Origin of the sequence: Pseudomonas sp. SJZ131, assembly GCF_007828705.1 — a bacterium.
Classification (GTDB): Bacteria; Pseudomonadota; Gammaproteobacteria; order Pseudomonadales; family Pseudomonadaceae; genus Aquipseudomonas; species Aquipseudomonas prosekii.
Genome location: NZ_VIVC01000002.1, coordinates 1,522,695 through 1,541,341, shown reverse-complemented (window position 1 = coordinate 1,541,341; position 18,647 = coordinate 1,522,695). Strand labels below are relative to the sequence as shown.

The 18,647-nt window shown below is 61.4% G+C and carries 16 protein-coding genes; 9 read left to right on the top strand and 7 right to left on the bottom strand.

Features of this window, described 5'->3' with window-relative positions:
- The first annotated feature begins 30 nt into the window (after positions 1 to 30).
- Together FBY12_RS14120 and FBY12_RS14115 are read left to right on the top strand one after the other, a co-directional pair.
- Positions 31 to 795: a hypothetical protein gene (locus tag FBY12_RS14120; RefSeq protein ID WP_145253248.1), complete on the top strand. Its 765-nt coding sequence runs from the start codon at positions 31 to 33 to the stop codon at positions 793 to 795.
- 83 nt (positions 796 to 878) lie between these two features.
- Entirely contained in the window at positions 879 to 1,439 is a 561-nt protein-coding gene (locus tag FBY12_RS14115) for a hypothetical protein (protein WP_145253246.1), read from the top strand.
- An 11-nt stretch (positions 1,440 to 1,450) separates the two neighbouring features.
- On the opposite strand, the gene FBY12_RS14110 is transcribed toward FBY12_RS14115, so the two are convergent.
- From FBY12_RS14110 to FBY12_RS14100, 3 genes are all read right to left on the bottom strand, one after another.
- Positions 1,451 to 2,173: an alpha/beta hydrolase gene (locus FBY12_RS14110; RefSeq protein WP_145253244.1), complete on the bottom strand. Its 723-nt coding sequence runs from the start codon at positions 2,171 to 2,173 to the stop codon at positions 1,451 to 1,453.
- Between the two features lie 175 nt (positions 2,174 to 2,348).
- Positions 2,349 to 3,461 carry a M14 family metallopeptidase gene (locus FBY12_RS14105; RefSeq protein WP_145253242.1) on the bottom strand — a complete coding sequence of 371 codons (1,113 nt, stop codon included), beginning with the start codon at positions 3,459 to 3,461 and terminating at the stop codon, positions 2,349 to 2,351.
- Positions 3,462 to 3,646: 185 nt separating this feature from the next.
- A complete protein-coding gene (locus FBY12_RS14100) occupies positions 3,647 to 4,453 on the bottom strand; it encodes a class I SAM-dependent methyltransferase (RefSeq protein WP_145253240.1) in 807 nt (268 codons plus the stop codon).
- A gap of 177 nt (positions 4,454 to 4,630) precedes the next feature.
- Between FBY12_RS14100 and FBY12_RS14095 the strand changes: the two genes are divergently transcribed.
- Complete coding sequence (locus FBY12_RS14095) at positions 4,631 to 5,017, top strand: hypothetical protein (RefSeq protein ID WP_145253238.1); 387 nt, start codon at positions 4,631 to 4,633, stop codon at positions 5,015 to 5,017.
- Between the two features lie 3 nt (positions 5,018 to 5,020).
- Here FBY12_RS14095 and FBY12_RS14090 read toward each other — a convergent pair whose 3' ends face one another.
- From FBY12_RS14090 to FBY12_RS14075, 4 genes are all read right to left on the bottom strand, one after another.
- Positions 5,021 to 5,563: a hypothetical protein gene (locus FBY12_RS14090; protein WP_145253236.1), complete on the bottom strand. Its 543-nt coding sequence runs from the start codon at positions 5,561 to 5,563 to the stop codon at positions 5,021 to 5,023.
- A 120-nt stretch (positions 5,564 to 5,683) separates the two neighbouring features.
- Positions 5,684 to 7,108 (bottom strand): sigma-54 dependent transcriptional regulator, encoded by a 1,425-nt coding sequence (locus FBY12_RS14085; RefSeq protein ID WP_145253234.1) that lies wholly within the window; start codon positions 7,106 to 7,108, stop codon positions 5,684 to 5,686.
- On the bottom strand, positions 7,077 to 8,570 hold the full coding sequence (locus tag FBY12_RS14080) for an ATP-binding protein (RefSeq protein ID WP_121731365.1): 1,494 nt from the start codon (positions 8,568 to 8,570) through the stop codon (positions 7,077 to 7,079). The genes FBY12_RS14085 and FBY12_RS14080 overlap by 32 nt, the downstream gene beginning before the upstream one ends.
- A gap of 441 nt (positions 8,571 to 9,011) precedes the next feature.
- Positions 9,012 to 10,460, bottom strand: a complete 1,449-nt coding sequence (locus FBY12_RS14075; RefSeq protein WP_145253232.1) for a sensor histidine kinase — start codon at positions 10,458 to 10,460, stop codon at positions 9,012 to 9,014.
- Positions 10,461 to 11,264: 804 nt separating this feature from the next.
- On the opposite strand from FBY12_RS14075, the gene FBY12_RS14065 reads away from it, so the two are divergent.
- The 6 genes from FBY12_RS14065 to FBY12_RS14040 all read left to right on the top strand — a co-directional run bounded on the left by FBY12_RS14065 (position 11,265) and on the right by FBY12_RS14040 (position 18,126).
- Positions 11,265 to 11,774, top strand: coding sequence for an antitoxin Xre/MbcA/ParS toxin-binding domain-containing protein (locus FBY12_RS14065; RefSeq protein ID WP_121731367.1), 510 nt, complete (start codon positions 11,265 to 11,267; stop codon positions 11,772 to 11,774).
- A complete protein-coding gene (locus FBY12_RS14060; RefSeq protein ID WP_145253230.1) occupies positions 11,771 to 12,259 on the top strand; it encodes an RES family NAD+ phosphorylase in 489 nt (162 codons plus the stop codon). The genes FBY12_RS14065 and FBY12_RS14060 overlap by 4 nt, the downstream gene beginning before the upstream one ends.
- A 240-nt stretch (positions 12,260 to 12,499) precedes the next feature.
- Positions 12,500 to 13,846, top strand: coding sequence for a hypothetical protein (locus FBY12_RS14055; protein ID WP_121731368.1), 1,347 nt, complete (start codon positions 12,500 to 12,502; stop codon positions 13,844 to 13,846).
- 35 nt (positions 13,847 to 13,881) lie between these two features.
- Complete coding sequence (locus FBY12_RS14050) at positions 13,882 to 16,128, top strand: Ig-like domain-containing protein (RefSeq protein WP_145253228.1); 2,247 nt, start codon at positions 13,882 to 13,884, stop codon at positions 16,126 to 16,128.
- A gap of 60 nt (positions 16,129 to 16,188) precedes the next feature.
- Positions 16,189 to 16,650 carry a curlin gene (locus FBY12_RS14045; RefSeq protein ID WP_145253226.1) on the top strand — a complete coding sequence of 154 codons (462 nt, stop codon included), beginning with the start codon at positions 16,189 to 16,191 and terminating at the stop codon, positions 16,648 to 16,650.
- Positions 16,651 to 16,677: 27 nt separating this feature from the next.
- Complete coding sequence (locus tag FBY12_RS14040; protein WP_145253224.1) at positions 16,678 to 18,126, top strand: curlin; 1,449 nt, start codon at positions 16,678 to 16,680, stop codon at positions 18,124 to 18,126.
- Positions 18,127 to 18,647 lie beyond the last annotated feature (521 nt).

Below are 18,647 nucleotides of genomic sequence, written 5' to 3'. Positions count from 1 at the left end.
TGGCCGCTCACTCAGGTCGGAGGTACGTGCGTGCTGATGCTCAAGCTGTTGGTTATTCCCGGATTTCTGCTGCTGATTTCCCTGGCCGGCAAGCGCTGGGGACCGAGCGTCGCCGGTTGGCTGTCGGGATTGCCGGTGGTGGTCGGGCCGATTCTGTTTTTCCTGGCGATCGAGCAAGGTGAGGCATTCGCCGCGCAGTCGGCCACCGCCGCGTTGTCGGCGATGTTCGCGATGATCGCTTTTTGCGTGACCTACGCCCAAGTCGCGCAACGGGCCAATTGGCCGTGGGCGCTGACGATTTCGCTGTTGGTGTGGAGCGCGACGGCGGTGCTGCTGTCGGTGATTCCGCCGTCGCTGACGTTCTCGGTCATCGCTGCGGCGACTGCGCTGCTCGCCGCGCCTTACCTGTTTCCGTCGGTGCAGCCGATTGTTGCGGGGGCTAAACCCAAGTCCGACAAACTGTTGCTGCGCATGGTCGCCGGCGCTCTGCTGACGTTGGCCGTGACCTTGCTGGCCAGCACCGTCGGCGAACGCTGGAGCGGCTTGCTCGCGGTGTTCCCGGTATTGGGCAGCGTGATGGCGGTGTTTTCCCAACAAACCCGCGGCCCGGCGTTCACCGCCGCGTTGCTACGCGCGACGGCCACCGGCATGTACTCGTTCGCGGCGTTTTGCCTGGTGGCGGCGCTGACCTTGCCCAGCCTGGGCATGAGCGGCTTTGTGCTCGGCGTCGGCGTGTCGGTCGGCATGCTCGGCGTCACCCGGCGCTTGCTCGCCAAACCCGCACCAACCCAATGAACCTCAAAATTTCGGGTCATTGGGCGGATGCGGTATTCCGTGGGATGATTGCGCGACGCGCGACCATCCCTGGAGAATTTCGAATGTCATTGATCAGTAAAAAAGCCGTTGTCCTGTTGCTGACGGCGGTCACCAGCCTGGGGGCGTTGAATGCTTACGCCGCCAAGGCCGCCAGCGACTCGCCGCTCAAAGTCTCGATGCTGGCCGGCAAATTCAGCTTCAGCCTGCCTAAAGGCTTCGCCGCCAACCCGCTGCCGCCGGGCGCGACCGGGGCGACCGGCACCATGTACGTCAACGAAACCACAAAAACGGTGGTGATCGCCGCCGAAAACAACCTGCCGCCGGGGGTTACCGTCAAGGACAACGACGGCAAGTTCCTCGACGAAACCGCCGCCGACTTCGACGTCGCCGAACACAAGGCCCTGCCGGATTTCAACAAGCTCAGCGAAAAGAGCCTGACCCTCAAAGGCACCGGGCTGGGCGTGCGTCAAGTTGACAGTACCGCCACTCAGGGCGGCGGCAAGACCCTCAATTCGACGCTGATGGCGGCTTCCGGCAACAAAATGGCGGTTATCCAGATCATCTCGCGCCCGGCCGACAAAGCCGGCCACGACACACTGGTCAAGCAAATCACCGGCAAATAACGCCCTGCAACTCAGCGATTGAGGCGCTGCAACCAGGCGCTCAAATCCTGTATTTCGCCAGCGCTGATGCTGTGGCCCAGACCTTCGTAGGTATGAAACTCCGGTTTCAGTGACAGGCGCTGCAGCAGGCTGTTGGCGGCGGTGCCATCCACCAGCGGCAAGCGTTGGTCGAGGGTGCCGTGACCGATGAAGATCGCCAGTTTCTGGCGGTTTTCATCCGGTTTCAGCTCAGCTTTGAGCACCGGCAGAATCCGCCCGCTCAGCGCGGCAATTCCGCCCACCGCTTGCGGATGACGCAACCCCACTTCGTACGACATGATCGCGCCCTGACTGAAACCGACCAAAAACACTTTGCTGGCGTCGGTGTGATACTTCTTCGCCGCTTGCCCGATGAAATCCAGCAACAGCTTGCCGCTGGTTTTCAGATCGTCGGTTTCACCGTTGTAGGCGCCTTGGCCCTTCTGGCGAAACCACTGATAGCTGTCCGGTTCCGAGCCCAACGCGACGGGCGCCTGCACCGACAGGTAATTGTATTGCGCAGGCAATTCGTCCTTGATGCCGAACAGATCCTGCTCGTTGCTGCCGTAGCCGTGGAGGAAAATCACCAGCGGCTGATTGGGCGCATCCGGGTTGGCCTGCTCGATGTATTTGAGCGGCAAGTCGCTGCGTAACGGGGTTTCGGCATGGGCCGTGGCGCAGGCCATGAGCATGAACAGGGCGAGAAACTTCAGCATAAATCTTCCTTCACTGGGCGCAGGATTTGGCGGACACCCTAACACTTGTGCGGAAGATTTTTGTTGTGGCTGATGACGCTTTCGCGGGCAAGCCTCGCTCCTGCAAGGGACCGCGATTCCCTGTGGGAGTGAGCCTGCTCGCGATGAGGCGATAAACAGCAACGCCGCCAGTGAATCAATCGTTAATCAATTTCCCCACCCGAATCGGCTCACGCCCGGCGACTTTCGCCTGCCATGTGCCCGGTTGCGTGTAGCGTCCGCGATCAATCGCGAACAGCACGCCGCTGGTGCCGGCGCGTACGGTGCTGACCCGGTCGTTCAGCGGGTCGACCACTTCAAACAGCGCATCGCCCTGCTCCACCCACTCGCCCGCCTCGCGCAGGAAACTGACCACGCCGTGATGCGGCGCGAACAAATATTCGGTGCCCTCAAACGGCATGCCTTCGCAGCATTCGCCCGGCGCTGCCGGCCAGTCGCCGCTGATGAAACCCTGCTCGGCGAGGAAACCGAGAATCGCTTCGCAATTGCCCTGCGCCTGATCAACCCGCGTGTCGCCCATGCTGCCGAGCTCAAGCGTGGTCGCCAGGTTCGCCGCCGGAATCGCCGCGTGCGGGAAGGCTCGCGCCAAGCGCAACCACGGCGTCGAGCAGGATTCGTCGAACGAGCTGCCGCCAGAGTCTTCGCACAACAACGCGACGCCCGCCTGCAAACGCGCGGCCAGCGATTGCCACTGCGGCCAGTGCTGCGGCAGTGCGTAAATATGAATCGCGGCGTCGAAGTCGCAATGCAAATCCAGAGTGATGTCGGCGTCGCAAGCGTGACGCAACAGCAAGCGGTGCATCGCTTGCAGCTGTGAGGACGGCGCCGGCAGCGCGTCGAGCACCTGGCCCATGGTCTGGCGGATCAGCGCGACGTTGGCCTCGGCATCATCGCCCAGTTGCGCGCCGATCAACGCGGCGACCGGCTCGCTCAGTTCGACGAACGCACGGTTGAAATTCTTGCCGCTGCCGAGCTCGAAACGGCCCATGTGCGCGCCTTGCAGGTGCTGGTCGAGGCCGATCGGGTTGGCCACCGGCACCAACTCGATCACGCCTTGCAACTGGCCTTGGGTTTCGAGCTCGGCGAGGCGCTTTTTCAGCTCCCACGCAGTGCGCATGCCCGGCAGTTCATCGGCGTGCAGGCTGGCCTGGATGTAAACCTTGCGCGCACCGGCGCCATAACGAAACACGCTGAGGCTGCGCTCGGTGCCGAGGTGGCTCCAGGGCAATGGATGGTCGATGCGTTGCATGAAAACTCCTGAATCCTGACGACGGTGCAAGCGAGCCGCTGAAGATAGCGTTTAACGGTTGCACAAACCAATAACAAGTTCAGGGCTTGCCGAGGTCAGGGGATCTGCGAACAGCCCTGATCTCGTGTAGAAGCGAGGCTTGCCCGCGAAGGCGTCTGTGCGGGCACGCATTCTCCAAACAAAACTCAACGCTTCACCGCCACCCAGGTAAAACACAACGGCAATTGCGCGGTTTGCTGTTGATATTGGTCGTACAGCGCTTCGCGGTTGGAGTGCGGGTACTCCTCGAAGTGGCTGATCTGTAATCCAGCTTTCATGGCACCGGTGAAAATCGCGCTCAATGTATGAACAAACCAATACGACGCCGCTGCGGGCTGCTCGACTTTGCCGTCATACACAATTGGCTGGTGTTGCACAAACGGCTCGCTGCGAAAGTACGAACTCGCCAGCCGGTGCGGCTCGGCGGCGTCTGGATCGAACATTTCCAGGAACGGGTGAGTTTCATAGATCACCACCGCGCCACCCGGCTTGAGGATTTGCGCGACGTGAGCGAAAAACTCGCCAATGTCCGGCATCCAGTTCAAGACGCCAATGGTGATCAGCGCCAGATCAAAACGTCCGTGCAACGCCGCTGGCAAATGATGAATGTCGGCCTCAATAAACTCGGCGTCGTGCGGCGACCGCTCAGCCAGCTCCCGCGCCTGTTGCAAAAACGCCGCAGACTGATCGACCCCCACCACCCGCCGCGCGCCAGCCGCGTACAGCGACAAACTTTCGCGCCCGTTATTGCAACCCAGTTGCACCACCTCCTTGCCGGCGACGCCCACCTCCTCAAGCACTGCGCGCAAGGTGTCGTCGATGCAACTGAAATCCGCGCGACTGACCTCGTCGAGCAGAACCGGCCAGTCGGGATTGTCTTTGTGGTGCCTTGCGGAGTCATTCCAGGCGTCGCGATTGCTGGCGATGGCCTGTTGTTTTGTCGGCATGTCCATTGCGTACTCCAGAGCTGTTTTTTTATTGACCGGCACGAGTCTAGATCAGCCGTTGAACCGCCACAGCACAGGTTTGTACGGAGGTTGTAAATCGGCCATCAGCAACGCATCACGTAGCGCCAGCTATAGTTAATGACCTTGGGGAAATGCGGGAAAACCGATTTCGCAGGTGCCGTCATGAAACACACCGATTTAACGCTGCTGTTCATCGCCCTTCTCACCACCGTCAGCGCTGCGCACGCCGACGATTTCTTCACGCCAATAGAGCAATCCAGCAGTGAAATTCTCTATTACGGCGCCGACCAGCCTTTCGCGCATCCGGCGCCGTTCACCCTGAACGCCGTGCCGCCGCGCGCGTATATTTCCAGCGCTCCGCAAGACTTCATTCCGATCGCCAGCGACCACGTGTTCTACGATTCGCGGTTGCCGACCGTGGCGGATAGCACCGTGCGTGTGTTCATTCGGTCCTACGATGCGCAGCGCGGAATCTACGTCAACGACGAGGTGCTCGACCCGACCTGTCTGCTCGCCTGCCTCGCCCCTCAGGGCCCGGCGCTGCAGTGATGCTCAATCCGACGGCCAGTTATGTCGCAGTGCCGCGCGGCGGTCGATGGCATCGCGCAAGCGGCGCTTCTGACTTTCCCAGACTTCGCTGTCGACCTTTTCCGAACGCATCAGCGCCAACACCGCTTGCTTGGCCTGGACGTATTCCTCCCAGGCATCCTGACGCTTGATCCGCAGCACTTCCTCCTCGGACATTTCCATTTGTCGCAGCGCCAACGTGCAGGGATCGTCGACCACCACCCCCAGGGTCAGTTGAATCCGATGCGGGGCGCGAAATGCCGTCACCGTGCGCAGGATTTCCCGCGCTCGTGCACAGCCCCACGCCAGCGCGTGTGCCAACGTCGGTTGCCCTTCGCGATCATGAAACTCTTCTGCCAGCGCGGAACCGTCGCGGGCGTACAACCCGACAAACACCTGCGTCACTTGCGCACGATTAAGCCGCGCCTGGACGTCAATTTGCGTGCCGTCCGGCAACACCTCGTCGTGATTACGCCCGTGTAACTGGCTGTTGATCCACAGCCAGTACTGCGCACCTCTACGCCGCATAGACCGCTACTCCGTCAAAGGGAAAAACCAGTTAGGCATAGCTTCAGTGGATTTTCCACTGAGCGCCCCTACCTCTCGTCGTCCTCTGACAAACCATCGATCCTCAGTCCAGCGGTGCCCTTACCACTGACGCTTGTCCGGCCGCGCGAGGCCGAGTTTTTCGATCCGGTAACGCAGCATGTCGCGGCTCAAACCGAGCAAACGCGCAGATTTGGTGACGTTCCAGTCGGTCTTGTCGAGCATCTTGCGCACCATGTCGCGCTCGACTTCCGGCAAGTTCATCGATTCGACGCCGTTGCACGGCCGGGGTTCGATGTATTGCGGCTCCTGTACCAGCAACGGTTCATCGACCAGGCTCTGGCAGACGTGCAATTGATGCGCGGCAATCACGTCGCTCTGCGCCAGCAACACGGTTTGCTCGAGCATGTTGCGCAACTCGCGCACGTTGCCCGGCCAGCTGTAACTCAGCAGCAACGCTTCAGCCTGATCGCTGAAATACAAATGCGGTTTGCCATAACGCTTGCCGTGGATCGCCAGAAAGTGCCGCGCCAGCAGCAGCGCGTCGGTTCCTCGGGCGTGCAGGCGCGGGACTTTGATCGAGATAATGCGTAGCCGAAAAAACAGATCTCGGCGAAATTTGCCCTGTTGGACCATCTGCTCAAGGTTGCAATTGGTTGCACTGATCACGCGCAAATCGACTTTGCGTTCCTTCACCGAACCGACGCGGCGGATGGTCCGGTCTTCCAGCAACTTCAGCAGTTTCGCTTGCAGGGGCAAATCCATCTCGCCGACTTCATCCAGAAACAACGTGCCGCCGTCAGCCGCTTCCACCAACCCGACGCGGCGATCCTTGGCGTCGGTAAATGCGCCTTTCTCGTGGCCGAACAATTCTGATTCGACCAGATTCGATGGAATCGACGCGCAGTTGAATTCGATAAACGGGCCTTTGGCGCGCGGGCCGTCGAAGTGCAGCGCGCGCGCCACCAGTTCCTTGCCGGTGCCGGTTTCGCCCTCGACCAACACGGGCGGCAGGTCGGTATTGGCCATTCGGCGTTCGGCTTCGAGCAACTGGCCGATGGTGTTTTTCAGGTATTGCATCGGCGGCGATTCGCCGATCAACGCCTGCACGCCGGACTTCTGCGCCTCGCGCTCCTGATAAAACGACAACGTGCGCTCCATGCGCTCGGTTGCCAGGGCCTTGTCCAGCAGCAGTTTGAGCTCGGGCAGCGCCACCGGTTTGGTCACGTAGTGAAACGCGCCCTCCTTCATCGCCACCACCGCGTCTTCGACGTTGCCGTAACCGGTCATCATGATCACTTTCAGATCCGGCGCGCTGATGCGCAGCTTCTGGATCAAGTCGTGACCGCTCATGCCCGGCAGCGAGTTGTCGGTGAGCACCACGTCCGGCACAAACGAGCCCAGTTGCTCCAGCGCATCCTCAGCCGAATGGCAGACCGTCACCTCGAAATCTTTGCGCTCAAGGTAGGTCTGGATGTTTTCGGCGAGGAGTTCGTCATCCTCCACCAGCAATATGCTGCGCTCCATATTCCCCTCCCGTTGCCACTTTGAAATTGAGACAGACGCGGGTTCCTTCCTGCTCCTGGCTGGTCAGTTCGACCGAGCCATGGAAGCGTTCCATTATTCGTTTGACCAACGCGAGACCGACGCCGAGGCCGCCCTGCTTGGTGGTAAAAAACGGTTTGAAGACCATTTGTTGCTGCTGCCGGGTCATGCCTTTGCCGGTGTCGGTCAGGGTCATGCGCAACGCGTCGGGGTGCGGCGAATCAATCTCGATGCTCAACACGCCGCCCGTTGGCATCGCCTCCAGGGCATTGGCGAAGAGGCTGTTGAGGATCTGCGTGAGCAACACTTGCTGGCTGACGACCGGCGGGAAGCTCTGCGCGGTGAAGCGCACACGAACATTCGAGCGTTTGATCAGCGCCTCGAAAGCGCTCAGGGTGTCGTCGATGGCCAGCACCAGGTCGACGGACTCACAGTCGTCGTGCATCGGCCGCAACGACAGCAACAACTCACGCACCCAACGCGACATGCGGTCGACCTGATGAATGATGTCGCCGATGTTTTTCTGCGCGCCGTGGCTGGCGATTTCCTGAGCGAGTTCGGCGCTGGAACGGATGGTCGCCAACGGGTTGCGCAAACTGTGAGCCACCGCCGAGGACATCTCGCCCAACGCGACAAACGTTTCGTTGGCAATCAATTGTTTTTGCTGACTCTGCAGCAACTTCGCGGCGCGGCGCACGATCCAGAACAGCGCCAGGTAAATCGCCGCGCCGCCGAGCAATGTCGCGATCCAGATCGACCTGAAACCGCGCTGAATGCGCTCCACCAGATCGGTAGGTTCCTTGTAGATTTCGACCATGGCGACCACTTGGCTTTTGTCGGCGTTGAACATCGGAATGTAGTTTTCGATGAACAGTAATTGCGGCTCGCGCAGAAGCATTTGCTCGGGCCGTTCCTCGTCGATCTTGTGGTAACTGGCGGACACCGGGACCTTCATTTTGAAGGATTCATCGAGTTCGTCGTCGTCCTCGAAATGCATGCCGATCATCTGCGGGTTGGTCGACCAGGTCACCGTGCGATCAACGGCAAACACTGTCGCGAGCAACAAGCCGGGCAGGTGCTCGACATGGTCGAGAAATTCGGTGCGCGCCGAGGCTCGCGTCTGCGCCGGGACGTCGGAATAAGCGTGGTCCTGCCGCGGATCAAGCATCTCGCCCATGGTTCGGTTGCTGTTGATCTTGGCGTGGCGCATCTCGGCATCGCCGATGGCCTGGATGAATTGCGCGGTGAGCAAGGCATCGCGCTCAATGCTTTCGGTGACCACAAAACGCGTGGAAACGTAGCCCAGACCCAGCGCCACGGCCGCGATGAAGAAAAAACTCGCCAGGGAAAACCAGCGCAGCAAATTGAACTGCCCGTTGCGGCGCTCCTGCTCTGCCGCCGGCAGGGTCGGCGCAGGTATTTTTTGTTGTTCTGGCATCAGCATGGGCGTGTCCTGGGGAAGCGCGCGGGACGACCTTTGATGGCGGATTACGATGAGTGTAGGTGGCAATACTGAGGATCGAATGGGCAATGCTGGTATTTCGCCGCCATTACGCAGAAATACCTTGGACGCCACGGCGTTCGGGCTTCTGCAGCGCAATGACTACTAGCGAATGCGAAGCGTTGTCGCTTGCAAATACTGTCATTAACCGCCCAATCGGCAGGCGTGGGGGTTGGGCGCTTGTAAAGCTTTATGGTGTCCATCGCCTGCGGTCTCGACGTTATGAACCGTTACTGCTCAGTTGCAAATCCCTCGCCATGTCGTGGATTTTTCTTGCCTGCGCGCAGACGCCTGAGCAAACAACGGCTTATGACTTTTGGTAGGCGGCTAACGGTGTCGCGGTGGGCAATCACACCCGTTTGTGGGGAACGCTGATTCCCCGTTTCAGGGCACGAGTTTGAACGACAGGCGCACGCACGTGCCCTCGCCCTCGCGGCTGCCGAGCGCAACGCCGCCGCCGAAGCGTTCCATGATGCGTTTGACCAGCACCAGCCCCACGCCGAGGCCGCCAGTCTTGGTGGTGAAAAACGGCCGGAAGGCCATTTTGCGCTGTTCTTCGCTCATGCCTTTGCCGGTGTCGCTGAGCACTACGCACACGCCGCGCGCGTCGGTCGGCTCGAGGGTGACGGTGAGTTTGCCGCCCTTGTCCATGGCTTCCAACGCGTTGGCCATCAGGCTGTTGAGGATTTGCGTGAGTTGCACGTGCTGGCTGAGGACCATTGGCGTCTGCTGCGGGTTGAACTCGACCTTGACCCCGGCGCGGGTAATTTGCTGCTCGAACGCCATCAGGCTGTCGTGGATCGCCGCGACGAGGTTGACCGGCTCGGCATCGTCGTTGAGCGGTCGCAGCGATTGCAGCAATTCGCGGACCCATTTCGACATGCGATCGACCTGGCCAATGATGTCGTTGATGTTTTTATGCGCCGGGCCGGCGCCGAGTTCCAGCGCCAGTTCGGCGCTGGAACGGATGGTCGCCAACGGATTGCGCAGGCTGTGGGCGACGGCCGACGACATCTCGCCGAGGGCGACAAAGGTTTCGTTGGTAATCAGCTGTTTTTGCTGTTGCGCGAGGAGGATCGCCGCGCGCCGCACGATCCAGTACAAACCGAGGTAAATCAGACCGCCGCCGAGTGCCGTGGCCAGCCAGATCAGCACCAGCCCTCGGCCGATGCGGCCGATCAGGTCTTTGGGTTCCTTGTAGATCTCGACCATGGCGGTGACGTTTTTGCCGTCGGCGTCGAACAGCGGGATGTAGTTTTCGATAAAGATGTAATCCGGCGGCGTGATGAATTTCTGCTCCATCCGCCCTTCGTCGATGTCGTGATAACTGGCCGACACCGGCACTTTGTATTCGAACGCGTGGTCGAGGTCTTCGTCGACATGGATGGTGGTGCCGACGAGCGCCGGGTTGGTGGACCAGATCACCCGCCGGTCGGGCGCGTAGATATTGGCGAGCAATACGTCGGGCAGGTGCGCGATGTGATCGAGAAACTCCCCTCGGGCATTGGCGCGTGCGGCGGGGTCGACGTCGGGGAAATCCTTGTCCTGGCGTGGGTCAAGCAGTTCGCCCATGGTCCGCACATTGGCAATCGCCACGTGGCGCACCTCGGCCGAGGCGATCGCCTGAATGAATTGCGAGGTCAGCAGGGCATCGCGCTGCACGCTTTCGGTAATCACAAACTGCGTCGACACCGCCCCAAGCGCCACGGCGACCGTGGCAATCACAGCCATGCTGATCAGCGAAAACCAGCGCAGCAGATTGAACGGCTGCTTGCGCGTGCTCAAGCGAACGTCGCCCTCCTCGGGCCGAAGCGTTTGTGCGTGCAGTTTCATCAACGGTGACCCGGATGTGTGTGCCCTATTGGGTTATAGCCCACAGTTTGGGGTTTGCCCCAATGCGAGCAAGCTAAGGAAATTTGCTCGTATCGCTGACGAAACATCCCGTGGCGGGGGGGGTTAGCCCCGTTGGACTGCGCAGCGGCCCCAATATCGCCGTCGCGGTTCTCAGGAAAAACGCGATCGCAGGTTCTGGGGCTGCTGCGCAACCCAACGGGCGTAACCCCCCTCGCCACAGGTTGCTTATTTCGTCAGGGGGAATTGCGGCGTCGGAGCAAACAGCCAAAAGACGCCCGCGACGACTACCGTCAGCCAACAAAATCCTTCTGAGAAGACATCGCACCTGTGGCGAGGGGGTTTACCCCCGTTGGGCCGCGAAGCGGCCCCAATAAAAATTGTCGCAGTTCTTCAGGAAAAACTTAATCGCAGGTTTGGGGGCTGCTGCGCAACCCAACGGGGGTAAACCCCCTCGCCACAGGTTATTTATTTCGTCAGGGGAAATCGCGGCGTCGGCGCAACAGCTAAAGATGCACGCAACTACTACCGTCAGATCAACAAAATCCTTCTGAGAGACATCGCACCTGTGGCGAGGGGGTTTACCCCCGTTGGGCTGCGAAGCGGCCCCAATAAGCCATCGCGGTTCTTGAGGAAAAACGCGATCGCAGGTTCTGGGGCTGCTTCGCAACCCAACGGGGGTAACTCCCCTCGACATCACCACGCATCAAGAAAACCAAAACTCATTTACCGCAATTGCGACATTTGGCGCTATCATCGCGTCAAATGTCGCGAGAGGTCATCAACATGTCCGCAACCAATACCGCAGACACATCAACCGGCGATAAATCCCGCCCCGCAGGCCGGCGGGCCGCTGCCGATAAAGTCAGCAAAACACCGACGGAAGTCCTGCTGCATGGCCGTAAAAGTGACACCCCGTTGGAAATCATTCGCTACACGCAAGAAGGTTTCGACTTGAGTGACGTCCGCGAAATGCTCGAAATCTCCGCGCTGTACATGGCCAGCGGTCTGGTCGAACGCATTACCGGTAAATCCGTGAGGACTGTCCAGCGCTTGACCAAAGAGACCGCCACAGTGCGCTTGAACCAGCAGCAAAGTACCGTGGCGTTTCAATACGCGCAGACCCTGGAACACGCGATCAACGTGTTCGGCAGTCAGCCATTGGCCGAGGACTGGCTGAAGAAGCCCTGCAAATACCTGGACGGAAACATCCCGCTGTTATTGATCGACAACGCGCTGGGCTATCTGGTGGTCGAGGGTTACCTGACACGGATTGAACACGGGGTTTATCAATGAATGCTTTGCCATGGGACGGCACTTGGCACGCCTGGCGCCTGGATCGCGAGGTATACAAGGAGTCGTGGGACAGCGGCCTCGGCGCGCAAGCCTCCGGTGGTCGCTGGAACCCGCCCGGGCGCCGGGTCATCTACGCGTCGGCGGACCCCTCAACCGCCATTCTGGAAGTGGCGGTGCATGTCGGCTTCGATACGCTGGACAGGGTCCCGCACGTGCTGACCTGCTTCCAGGTACTCGACCCCTCCACCATCAAAGTCATCCAGCCCGACGAGGTGCCAAATCCAAACTGGCTCATCCCCTCCCTGCCCTCGCTCAATCAGCAGCGGTTTGCCGATAATTTTTTGACCGAACATCCCTTCGTGCTGATCCCTTCAGCCGTGACCCGCCACTCGTGGAACCTGCTGGTGAGCTGCGATCTGGCCGCCGAGCAGTTCAAGCTTGTGTCCCAGGAACGGTTCGCACTGGACACCCGACTGATCAAGTAACAATGAAATCTCCGGTCGGCCAACCCCCACCGGACTTCCCCCATTCCCCACAACCCCACCGCCCCCAATCCTGGGGACACTCGCCCGCTGCAATCGCCCCGCCGTCAAACCTCTTCGTCCACGCGCAGCCTTGTACCTCGGGGCTTTCGGGGCGATTGCGCGTGTTTGGTATGCAATTTGCGCTAGCCCCCTCAACTGACCCGTCTCCAAGGGGCAGGCACTCCGATAGAGGGATTACTCATGCACCCTTTACTGTCCAAAACCGCGATTGCGCTGGTGGTTACCGCTCAAGCCCTGGGCGTTGCCGAAGCGGCGCTGTTCGCTGTTGATCCAGGCCCTTATCTGCCAGCCAACGGCTCGTTTGCCGCCTGGTATCAGGACACCCACGGCCGAACGCTCGACCTGTGCCTGTCCAAAGCCGTCAGTTCGCGGGTGCCCGGTGCGCCGGGCGCGCCGACTTACATGTGCAACCTGCTGCCGGCGCCTGGCGTGTTTGATGACGCGCAACCGGTGGTCTTCCCGACCAACTTCCCCGACGAAGCCTTCTGGTTCACCGCCGATGCGACCATCGTCGATGCTGCGCGCGGCATTGACCTGTCGTTCGGCACGGCCATCGAAGCGGCGTTCGCCGCGGAAGAACCGGTCGAAGGGGACCAGATCAGTTTCGCCCGTGTGCGCATTCGCATCGACGTGCCTACCGCCGGCACCTATGTCGTCACCCACCCTTACGGCGTCGACGTGTTTGACGTTCCGGTGCCGGGGCGGCGGGCGATCAACATGACGCGCGACATCGGCATCGGCGCACCGAAAACCTACGACGGCGCGCTGCGGGGCGACGTCGGACCGTTCTTGCGCAGCGCCAACGGCCCGTACACCGAAACGAATCCGGTGACCGGCGCGGCCGAGCAATTCATCGGTGATCCAAACATCGAGGAAGCCGTCACCGGCAGCCCGTTCAACACCAACTTCGTGCGCATCGAAGGGCCGAACGGCCTCGACCTGCGGACCACGCTGTTTGCGATTTCCGGCAAGTTGTCGACGGTGGTGCGGCCAACGCCAATGATCACCCAGCGCAGCACTTACTCACGCAAGGCCGGTGAAAGCGCCCCCGTGGCGCAGCAGGACATCTTCGTCATGGCGCCACCGCCGCCCGCCACCGCCGTGGTGTCCAGCAGCAGCCCGGTGCTGAACATGAGCGAAGCCGACACCACCGGCAACTGGTACGCGCAATCGGCGCTCAACCCGAGCTTGCCGAGCAGCGTGCAGGTGACCGCCGACAACTCGCTGGCGATCCCGACTAGCACGCCGACCACCTTGTCGATGGCGCTGACCGACCTGGTGGTGATCCAGCGCGCCGAGTACAGCCTGAGCTCCGGGCAACTGACGCTCGTGGCTTCGACCAGCGATGAAACCTCGCCGCCGGTACTCACCGCGACCTCCGCCGGCGGTGCCGCGATCGGCGCGCTGAGTGGCGAAGGTGCGGTGAAAACCCTGGCCACCGGGATCTCGCCGATTCCACCGTCCAGGGTTCGGGTGACGTCATCCAATGGCGGCAGCGATACCGAAGAAGTGGTCATCGTGCAATGAACGCTCACACGCGCAGATCCTCATCAGGAGGCATCATGAACAATTGGCCACGCCTGGCGCTCAACGCCCTGGGACTGACTTTATCGCTGTCCGGCAGCGCTTTCGCCCAACTTGCCGCTGTCGATCCCGGCCCTTATACCTTTGCCACGGGGAAATTCCCCATGTGGTATCAGGACAACAATCAACTGTCGATGGAACTGTGCCAGTCGCGCGCCGCGAGCTCGCGAGTGCCGGCCACCACGCCGCCGTCATACATGTGTCTGCTCGGCGCGGAGCCGGGCGTTTATGACGACGCCCAGCCGATGGTGTTCCCGGACAACTGGCCAGGCGAAGCCTTCTGGTTCGTCGCCGAAACGGCCATCCCGCAAGTCGGCAACAGCGGTTATGAACTCGAAGTGTACGTCGCCGCCATCGAAGCGGCGTTCGGTGGCGAAGCCGTGGTCGATGGCGACCAAGTGTCCTTCGCGCGGATTCGCCTGCGCATCTCGGTGCCGACCGCCGGGGTTTACACCGTCACCCACCCGTACGGCGTGGAAACGGTCAACGTCACCACGCCGGGCCGCCGCGCGATCAACATCACGCGTGACATCGGCATTGGCGCACCGGGCAATTTCAGCGGCGCGCTGAATGGCAACATCGGGCCGTTCCTGCGCAGCGTCAACGGCCCCTACACCGAAGTGAACCCGGACACCGGCGCTGTGGAAACTTTCGTCGGCGACCCGAACCTCAACGAGCCGGTGACCGGCAGCCCCAACAACACCAACTTCGTGCGCATCCAGGGCCCGGCCGGGACGATCCAGACCAACCTGTTCACGGTGTCCGGCAAAGTCCTCGACAACCGCGCGCAAACCGACGTCGAGATCGACCGCGCGACCTATCGCCGCACGTCCTCGGGCACGGGCAACAGCACGCGCGTCGAAGTCTTTGGCAAATCGGCCAACAGCTCCAGCCTGTGCTTCCGCGAAACCGTGGCGCTGGTGGTCGGACCGCCGCCGTCACCCTGCCTGATCAACATGACCGGCGACAACAACGGCCTGTTCTTCGCCCAGCGGCTGTTCAACGGTCCGGTGCCTCCGGTGGTGGTCGTGACCGCCACCAATCCGACCGGCACCACCCGGCCCACCGCAGTATCGAGCAAAGTCACCGATGTGGTGAAAGTGCAGACCGCGCGCTACAACTGGGCCAACCACAGCCTGCTGATCGAAGCCTCGTCGAGTGACGAAGTGGTGGTCCCGGACATGGTCGCGCAGGGTTACGGGCGGCTGTCGAAGTCCGGCACGCTGCAACGCTTGACGGTTGCCGATCTGCTGCAGCCACCGGCCACCGTGACGATCAAATCTGCGGCGGGCGGCAGTGACACCGAGCCTGTGGTGGTGGTCGGCGCGGCGCCGAATACTGGCGAGAACGAAGCGCCGCTGGCGGTCGCCGATAGCGGCAGCACCAGTTTCGGCGTGCCGATCACCCTCAACCTGCTGGCCAACGACAGCGACCCGGACGGCAACACGCCGCTGAGCATTACCGCGCTGACCCAACCGGCCGCCGGCCAGGGCACCGTGGCATTAAGCGGCAGCACCGCGGTGGTTTACACCCCGCCAGCCGTGGTCAATGCCCCGCTGACCACGACCTTCACTTACAAGGCTCAAGACGTCAAAGGCCTGGCCTCGAGCGCTGCGGCGACCGTGACCATCACTGTGGCGCCGAACCAGTCGCCGGTGGCCGTCGCCGACAGCATCGCGACGCTCGGCGTGGCGATCCCGATCAACGTGTTGGCCAACGACACCGATCCGGAAGGCAACGTACCGCTGGCCGTCGCCAGCCTGACCCAACCAGCGGCCGGTCGCGGCACCGTCAGCACTGACGGCAGCGTGATTACGTACACGCCGCCAGCCACGGTCACCACGGCGTTCACCACGACCTTCAGCTACATCGCCAGGGACGCTTTCGGCGCACTGTCGACACCGGCGACGGTCACGGTGCAAGTCTCGCCACGCCCTGCTGCGGAAAACTTCGCCGTCACCGCGGCGACGGTCCAGGCCCGTTCCAACAACCGCTTCAATTGGGACTTCACCGGCACCTCCTCGGTGACCACCGGCAACACCATCACCGTTCAAGTGACCACGCCGACCGGGCTGGTGACATTGGGCACCACCACGGTGCCGGTGACCGGTCGCTGGCGGCTGACGGTGAGCAACAGCACCACGGTGATCCCGTCGGCCAACCCGACGGCGACCATCCGCTCGTCCCAAGGCACGCAACGCACGGTCGCCGTGACCGTGCAATAAGCCTTCGCCCCACTGGCCATTGTGGTCAGTGGGGCCGGCCACTTCCCACAGGACAACGCCATGAAAACGCCGACCGCCGCCCTGCTCTGCCTGCTTGTGCTTTGCAGCGGTACAGGCGTGCGCGCCGACGATTTGATGGAAAACGACGACCTGGCACCCAGCGCCGACCTCGGTGAGTTGCCAGCGCCAATCGGCCAGCACGCGCTGATCGATCAGAACGGCCAGGCCAACGTCGCGTTGTTGCAACAGAACGGCCAGTCGCTGCTCGGGCGGATCGTTCAGTCGGGGAGCAATCAGGAAGCATACATCCTGCAACAGGGCAGCGACCTGATGGCGCAGATCACCCAGCAAGGTTATGGCAACGACGCATCGATCACCCAGACCGGCAGCCACAACCGCGCGCAGATTTCGCAGAACGGCAATAACAACGACGCCAGCATCGACCAGGCCGGCACCGGGCTGTCCAGCGCCGTGACCCAAGCGGGGAACGGCATGAGCGTTTCGGTCAAACAATATCGCTAAGCACTGCAACAACCTGGAGGTTTCATCATGTTCAAATTGACGCCCCTCACCGCCGCCATCCTGGTCATGATCAGTGCCCAGGCCATGGCCGATGACAGCCTGTCCACGCAAAACCAGCTCGGCACCGCCAACATCGCCGACGTCAAACAAACCGCTGCGCCGTTCAGCACCGCCACCCAACAACAACTCGGCGAAGGCAACGACGCCGCCGCCAATCAGGACACCGCCACCGGCACCATCACCCAGGACCAGGCCGGCGATTTCAACGCCGGTTACGCCGAGCAGTTGTTCGAAAACGGCAGCAGCATCGTCCAGCAGCAAATCGGCGCGTTCAACACCAGCCACGCCAGCCAGTCGATCGGCCTCGGCGAAAATCAGGCGCTGCAGCAACAGCAAGGCAGTGGCAACTTCTCGTTCATCTATCAGGAATCGCAGGAAGCCAACACCGCGCAGACCTTGCAGTTCGGTGACGGCAACGAAGCCAACATCGAACAGATCCAGATGGGCATCGCCAACAACGCGACGGTCATCCAGTACGGCACTACCAACTACGGCACCGCCGAACACATCAACCACCTCGGCGGGCAGATCGGCATCAACCAGGCCGGCGAAGGCAACTACGCCTACGGCGACCAGCGCAACGGCGACGGCGGCACGCTGACCATCAACCAGTTCGGCGACTTCAACGGCACCGAAGTCTGGCAAGACAGCCAAGTCGCCAGCCAGGCCACCGTCAACCAATACGGGCAAACCAACGAAACCGTGGTCGACCAGAGCTTCGGCGAAAACAACGTCGCGCAGGTGTTGCAGGTCGGCGATCTGAACGCGATCTATGCCGACCAGTTCGAATCGATCGGCTCAACCGTCGCGCTGTATCAGCAAGGCACCGGCAACGTCCACTTCACCTACCAAAGCGGCGACAGCCACGTGCTCAACGCGACCTCGGTGGGCAACGGCAACAAAGTCCACGCCAGCAACTGGCAAGGCCCGCAACTGGGCGGCCAATTCGGCAGCAACCAGCGCGCCACCATCAACCAGAACGGCACCGCCAACGTTGCAAGCTTCAAACAGGACGGCGTCGGCCAGATCATGACCACCCACCAGACCGGCTCCGGCAACAAAACCACCGTCAGCCAGGCCGACAGCTACAACGAGCTGTACTTCGACCAGAATGGCAGCGACAACATCCTCATCGCCGACCAGCGCGGCACCACAAACCTGATCCAGGGCACCTCCGCCGGCAGCGGCAACAGCGCCGAATTCGACCAGTCCGGCACCGGCAACCAGGCATTCACCGCGCAACTGTACGGCAGTGACAACCAAATCACCGTCAAGCAGGCCGACACACTGAACGTCGCCTACGTCACCCAGGGCGGCGCCGGCAACATGGCCACCGTAGACCAAAGCGGCGTGACACAAATGGCCACCGTGCAACAGTTTGGATCGGCCAACCAGGCGAGCGTTTTGCAGCAGTAAATTGTTGGATAAAAAAACCGTGCCGCTGGAAAGGGGCACGGTTTTTTTGTGGGTGGGGGTTGGTGGTGGCTGGGAGGGAGGTATTGCGGGCAGGCTCGCTTCTGCAGTTGGGTTGGGTACATTCGGGGGAGTTGGGTTGGTGGTGAGGGAGTCATCGCGAGCAAGCTCGCTCCCACAGGGGATTTGGGTGTATTCGGGGGAGATTGATTGGCTGTGAGATGGCCATCGCGAGCAGGCTCACTCCTACAGGGATTTGGGTGTGTTTGGGGGAAACAGGTCGTCTGTCAGGACGCCTTCGCGGGCAAGCCTCGCTCCTACAAAGGCAAAATCAAACGCAGATCCGCTGTGCTTCTCACCACTCAACAGGCCGAGCGTTAGCTCGCCTGCAGCTCTTGATCTTGCCGTGCTGCCCCTTCGGCAGGCTGAGTGGAGGGGTTGATCTGGGGGTGGGCGCGAAGCGCCGTTCGACGGAGTCGAACGCATCGAGAGGAGGTCGTAGCGAAGCAGACCGTAGGCGATGC